5 protein-coding genes are annotated in these 6,089 nt (G+C 33.8%); 2 read left to right on the forward strand and 3 right to left on the reverse strand.

Annotated features, from left to right (window positions below):
• The coding region (locus tag NTU89_02955; protein MCX5923504.1) for a hypothetical protein at positions 1-328 on the forward strand (328 nt) is incomplete at its 5' end.
• Positions 329-396: 68 nt separating this feature from the next.
• Here the strand turns inward: NTU89_02955 and NTU89_02960 are convergent.
• From NTU89_02960 to NTU89_02970, 3 genes are read right to left on the reverse strand one after another with little or no spacing between them, the layout of a single operon-like run.
• On the reverse strand, positions 397-2,133 hold the full coding sequence (locus tag NTU89_02960) for a penicillin-binding transpeptidase domain-containing protein (GenBank protein ID MCX5923505.1): 1,737 nt from the start codon (positions 2,131-2,133) through the stop codon (positions 397-399).
• Positions 2,134-2,135: 2 nt separating this feature from the next.
• Positions 2,136-3,059, reverse strand: coding sequence for a tyrosine-type recombinase/integrase (locus tag NTU89_02965; GenBank protein MCX5923506.1), 924 nt, complete (start codon positions 3,057-3,059; stop codon positions 2,136-2,138).
• Between the two features lie 36 nt (positions 3,060-3,095).
• On the reverse strand, positions 3,096-5,786 hold the full coding sequence (locus NTU89_02970) for a sigma 54-interacting transcriptional regulator (protein MCX5923507.1): 2,691 nt from the start codon (positions 5,784-5,786) through the stop codon (positions 3,096-3,098).
• Between the two features lie 88 nt (positions 5,787-5,874).
• On the opposite strand from NTU89_02970, the gene NTU89_02975 reads away from it, so the two are divergent.
• Positions 5,875-6,089: hypothetical protein (locus NTU89_02975; protein ID MCX5923508.1), on the forward strand; the 215-nt coding region annotated here is incomplete at its 3' end.

Raw genomic sequence — 6,089 nt, forward strand, 5'->3', positions numbered from 1 at the left:
CGTTAAAGCTGTCTTGCGTCTTGCTCAGAAATCAGATGAACAGTTACTTGTGCTAAAAGGAAAAGATCAAATACCGTTTAAGCAGTCTATAGTTAAGTATTATACAAAGGCTAAGGGTATATACGAGAGTGCTACTAAGATTTATAAAGAAATTATTAAAGACGGATTAAAAACATCTGCCAAAGAAGAGCAAGAAGGCCTTGCAACAGAAATCTATCATGGCATAGAGCAAGCGCTAGAAGAGATGCGTAATCTTCTTCCTGTTGAAAATGAATCAGGTGTTTTAGATCAAAATACAAAGCCTGTAAATGTTCACCAAATAAATTAAGTAATTATTATAAATAAATAGTTTATAAAAAGAAAATCCATGCCGTAAAAAGCGTGGATTTTCTTTTTTTATAGAGCTTTTTTACTTTTAGTCCATCGCATATAATTTACAAAAAACTTTCTGGCAACTGCGTTTGCAAATGTTGATTTACCCACATGCTCAAGAAGCATAACTAAAACCAGTGGCTGAGTATCATCGGTATAAAAATAGCTTACAAACCAAGCATGTTCTTTATGTTCACGAAGCTCATGAATGTCTTCTGGGTCTTGATCTTTTGGCCTAGTTTTTGTTTGAGCGGTTCCTGTTTTTGCAAAAATAGTTAGATTGCCTATTTTATTCATGCGGCGCGCACTACCAATAGCCGTAGCGCTTTTCATGCAAGCTTGTAGAAATTGCCGGGTCTGTGGATGAATGCTGATAGGCGTTTTTTCTATTTCGCTATCAATAATTATTCGTGGTTTTATTAAATATCCAGTAAAAATAGATCCAATCATGCAGGCAACTTGAATTGGGGTAACGAGTAAAAAACTTTGACCAATTGACGCAGAAAGTGTTTCTCCAGTCCACCAGCGTTCACCTTTATGTTCAATTTTCCATTCATTAGTTGGAACCAGTCCGTATTGCTCAGAAAAAGGAACGTTTGTTTTGCTTCCGAGCCCAAATTCACAGGCGTAGTGGGCAAGCGTGTCGATATGTATTCGTTTTGCAATTTCAAATAAAGGAATGTTGCATGAGTATGCCAGGCATTCTTCGGTTGAAACTCTACCGTGTCCGGTATGTTTGTTGCAGTAATATTTTCGATCTTTAAAAGTCGTGTATCCAGTACAGGTAAAATGTGAATCAGTTGAGATTAACTTCTCTTCGAGCGCTGCAGCAATGGTAACAAGTTTAAAAACTGAAGCGGGCGGATAACTTGCATTAAAAGCTCTGTTTAAAAATATTTTTTGCTTTTGAATGTCTTGCCATTCTTGCTTGGATAAGGTTTTTGAAAAAATAGTTGGTTGAAAGTTTGGCTTAGAAACTAAAGCTTTAATCAGTCCAGTTCTTGGATCAAATAAAATACAAGATCCTTCAATTTGATCATCCATACACTCTTCTACCATCTTTTGCATTTCAAGATCGATACTTGTTAAAATATCTTCCCCGCAAGATCCTTTTTTGATTTCTTGGCAGTCAAGCATAGATCCAAAAGAATTAATTGATTGTCTTAATATTCCAGGATCTCCTCGCAAAGTCTGCTCACATATTTTCTCTAGGCCCATTTTTCCAGCAGTGTCGATGTGAATATCTCCAAGGTAGCCAAGGATATGGCTTGCGAGCTTGTCGTAAGGGTAGAACCTTTCAAATCTTGTCTTAAACGAAAGATTTAACACGTCTGAGCATTGTTCAGCAATTAAACACAGTTGTTGATTTGTGATGCTTGGCGCTATGATAATTTCGGTTGAAAATTTTTCAGCGCGTTTGATTTTTTGTTTTGGTATTGGCTCATATTCTAAAATTTCATTAATTTTAGTAATCGCTTTTTCTTGTTGTTCACTCAGTCGAAGGTTTCCAGAGCCTTTCCATAAAAGTTCTGTAACTGGTTGGTTTGTGGCAAGAGAGATTCCATTACAGTCTAAAATGTTTCCACGCTGTGCAGGAACAGTTTTGAATCGTAAAAAGTTGTTTGTCCCAGAGTTTGCAAACTTTTGATATTTGATAATTTGCAGATATACAAGCCGACAAGCAATAATTCCAAAATAAAACAACACAAATAATACCATGTTGGTGAGTTTTTTATTGTACTGGCGTTGAGGAGAATGCATTGTTAATTTTCTTTCAAGAATTCCATCGGATTAATTCTTTGATACAGCTCTTTTAGGTCCTTTGTTGCTATGTGAGTATATTTTTCAGTTGTTGAAAGTGAAGCGTGGCCTAAAAGTTCTTGCAGAGCGCGTAAGTTCATTCCTGCATTTAAAAGATGTGTGGCAAAAGAGTGTCTAATTTTATGAGGAGTAAGAACTTTTTTTTGTGGAAGTTTTTTGCTCAGTTGGCTAAAAATTTCTTGAAGTGCGCGATCTGTAAATTTTGATCCCGTTGTTCCTATGAAAAAATAATCCTGATCTTTTGAAATTAGATCTATTATTCGCTCTTCTTGGAGATATCGAAGCATCTTTTCTTTCGCTTTCTCGCCAAAAAGAACTACGCGTTGTTTGTTTCCTTTTCCTGTGATTAAAATTGATTTTTGATCAAAATCAATATCAGAAAGCTTCATGCTCGTGAGCTCTGAACAACGAACTCCTGTTGCATACAGGGTTTCAAGCATAGCTCGATCACGAAGAGGGCGTTTTGGTGAAAAATCTTTATCGGGAAGAGTGTCTAGTAAAAATGTGATTTCTTCAATGGTTAGATAGGTCGGTAATTTTTTATCAATTCGAGGAGCTGTTAATTTTAGGTTAATTAAAATATTGCAGCTATGAAGGTAGGAGTTAAAAGATTTAAAACAGGCAACTTTTCTGCCAATAGAACTTTTTTGCACTTTTAAAGAGTAAAGATGCATAAAAAACTTTTCGAGCATATCTTGCATCATAAAAGTTTTTAACGGATTGGCTTTATTTGTTTTATCCCAAAATGTTAAGAATTGATTTAAGTCATATTGGTATGATTTGTACGTATTTAAAGCAACATTTCTTTCAACATCTAAGTATGTTAAAAAATCATCTTTTTTTTCTACTATTTGCTCGTAAGTCATACTCTCTTGCCTTTTTTTGATACAGCTAAAAACATTTTAGTTTAATTTATAATCTTTGCATCGTCTGTTGACTGATGATCGATTAACGCCTAAAAGTTCTGCAATTTTTGTTTGGTTTCCAAGCTTTTTCCACAAAGAAGCCATAAGCTGCGTGTCTTTAAGAGCATGTTTACCAAGTTGTGAAGCAAGTTGTAACTCAGGGCATGTTGCATCAAAAATTTTTATTTTGCTAGAAGTCTCTAATGGCGTCACTAAATCTTGTGATTTTATAAACATAAGTGTTTGAATTTTTTGTTTAAACTCAAAGAGGCTCGGTATTCTTTTTGCTATTAAATAATCTTTTTCTTTAATAGTTAACGGAATTAAGCCTTTGTTTCCAGCTTCTTGTAAGTTTTGATACATGAATCCATCAATTATGAGTGATAGGTCTTGATGATCCATCGTTACAAGAGATGGCAAGCTTAAAATAGATGTTTTAGAGCTTTTTTTGAGTTCAGCATAAAGCTCAGGAATAATTATTCCTTCTTGCGATAAGCTTTGCAGATTGTGACTCGTAGAAAATATTATTCGCGCGTTGCTAAATTTACGTTGTTCACTTTTCAGTGGCGTGTAGATTCCATAGCGAATAAAGTAAGCAATCATCTGTTGAGAAGTTTTATCCATAAATTCTATGTTTTTAATAACTAAGATTCCATCGTTATGTTTTTCCAAAAGAGCTACATCTTTTTGCAGACTCAGAAGAGGATTTAAGCCAAAAAGCTGCATGCCGCATTCTTGCTGACCATGCTCAAGAGAAAGGGTGTGTATTGTTTCTTTTTCGCTAATTTGATAAATAATATCAACTATTGCCGTTATATCGTTTTGATGCATCTCTAAAAGTAAAGCGCTTTTTTGGAGAGAGGCTTGCAATAGCTGTATTTTTGCATTTAAAATTATTTCTTGATTGCTTGGAAGTAGTTTGTTGATAGCTTTGCCAGCTTTGGTTGTTTCTAGATACAGTAAGTAATCTCTTTTTGAATGATCTCCAAGAGAGTCGAATTGCATTTTGATAATGTCTGTTGCTTCAGGATTTCTAATTATTAACATAACGCCACCAGATGGCTCTGCATGAGGCATTCCAGAGATCATAAGCTTTGATCCATCATGGATAGTCATGTATGTAGTTTGGGCTGTTTGAAATTTTTCTACTTGTTGAGCAAAATTGCTTAAAGTTGCGCTTGTTGGATGGCTTTGCTGCAGGTTTGGATTGACGCCTAAAAGTTTTTGAGCCTCTGCGTTTTTAAACGAAAAATGTTTAGCTTTATAGAAAATCACACCTATGTGATTTTCTAGGCGATCCTTTAAAAGTTTTTTTATACTTTCTTTGTATTGGCTTACTTCTTGGTTTTTTGCATAAAGTTCTTCTTTAACTTCTTTTGTTTCTTGCAAGAGAGCATAAACATTATTGTGTTGAAATAGATAAATCGCAGGAGCTAAAAACTGAGCAAGGACGATCATTTTGTTTTGTTGATCAATGTTGTAAATCGTTTGAGTTATGTCTTTTTTTATCGTGATATATCCAATTAATTTTTTATTATTTAAGATTGGTAAAAAAATGTCGCATTCAATCTTTCTTAAAAACTCTGCCAGATGAGAAATCATAGGGTTTTCTGTATGAAAATCATCAAATTCAATTTCATGTGCGACTAGTATTTTATGCTGTAAAAATATTTCTACAGTGTTAAAATCGGCATGTTTGCTACTTACGAAGCCTTCGATAATTTGTTGATTTGTGTTTTGAGGCTCTGTGTTTGATCTGATATATGTATTTACTCGATTTTTTGGAATTAAAAATTGTTCACTAAAGAAGTTTTGAGTTATGTATTCAATTTCATTTTCATTGCAAGCAACGTTGATTTGCTCAATCGTGTCTTTAAAGTTTGTGGTAATGTTGATGTCTGGCTTTGCCTGTACGTGGTTTGATAGGTTTAAGAATCGAAATTGCATGATACGTTTAAAGCAGTAGTAAAGGCTTGCCGTGATAAAAATAATGCCAATGTTTGCAAAGGTAAGGTTGTGCTTTTGACTGAATAATATTTTTGGCAAAAATTCTAAAATTATACAAATTATGTGCGGAAAGATGAAATAAAACAGAAGAAATTTAAGCTGCTCTTTAAGAACAATAGGAATTGTTGGGCAAGAAAGTTTTTTTAATGTACAAACTAGCGATGGCGTAATGCTAATAAACCAATATGTAACCGTTATTCGATAAATGTAGGTAGAAAAAGATGAATGTTGATTTTCTGGTGTCAGTGTGATTGTGTAAGCAACAAACGCAACACATAACATAAATTCAAAAGCAAAGAAGAGTTTATGGTACCACTTTAAAATGAAGTTTTTTTCTGTAAGTTGTTCTAGAAAAAGAGCTAGGCTATGGAATTTAATGCAGCTTAAAATCCATGCAAGACAAACAATTGCTCTTGTGACTGAATGCGCAAATGCTGATTGAAGATCAAGCGCAATTGCAATCCAAGATAGATTTTCTAGCATAATTGCAAGAATTGGAACTATAAAAAATAAAAACAATGTTTTTTTGTTTAGCAAGGCATTGTTTGCAGATAAATGCTTTGTTAAATTAATAATAATACTTGCAAGGATTATCAATGAGATTATCTGTAGGGGAATTACCACATAAGCACTGGTGAAAAAATGTATGCAATATTGAAATATTGTTAAAAAATCAGTCATGTGAGCTTGACCTTGTAATAGTGTCTTATTATACTTATTGAAATAATTGATATAAATTTTAAATGTGTTTAGTTCTTTAAGGAGTATTATGCTTACTCAATCATTTCTTTCTAGATTACTTAGTTTGTCAAAATCTTCAAGGCTAGTTTTTGCTCTCACCGTTGGATTTTTTGGCAAAACGGCCTTAATTCAAGCAGATTTTCCTTTAGTTGGAAAATTGAAACCTAGCGAAATTAAAGCAATAGCTGCTTTTACTCAAGCATCTGACCCTACTTTAGTAAGAAAAGATAAGGATTTTTACTC

It is taken from the genome of Candidatus Dependentiae bacterium (genome assembly GCA_026389065.1).
In the GTDB taxonomy this organism is placed as follows: Bacteria; Babelota; Babeliae; order Babelales; family Chromulinivoraceae; genus JACPFN01.

Coding starts and splice junctions, on each gene's coding strand:
- NTU89_02965 (MCX5923506.1), bottom strand. CDS start 3,059: ATGACTTACGAGCAAATAGTAGAAAAAAAAGATGATTTTTTAACATAC.
- NTU89_02960 (MCX5923505.1), bottom strand. CDS start 2,133: ATGCATTCTCCTCAACGCCAGTACAATAAAAAACTCACCAACATGGTA.
- NTU89_02970 (MCX5923507.1), bottom strand. CDS start 5,786: ATGACTGATTTTTTAACAATATTTCAATATTGCATACATTTTTTCACC.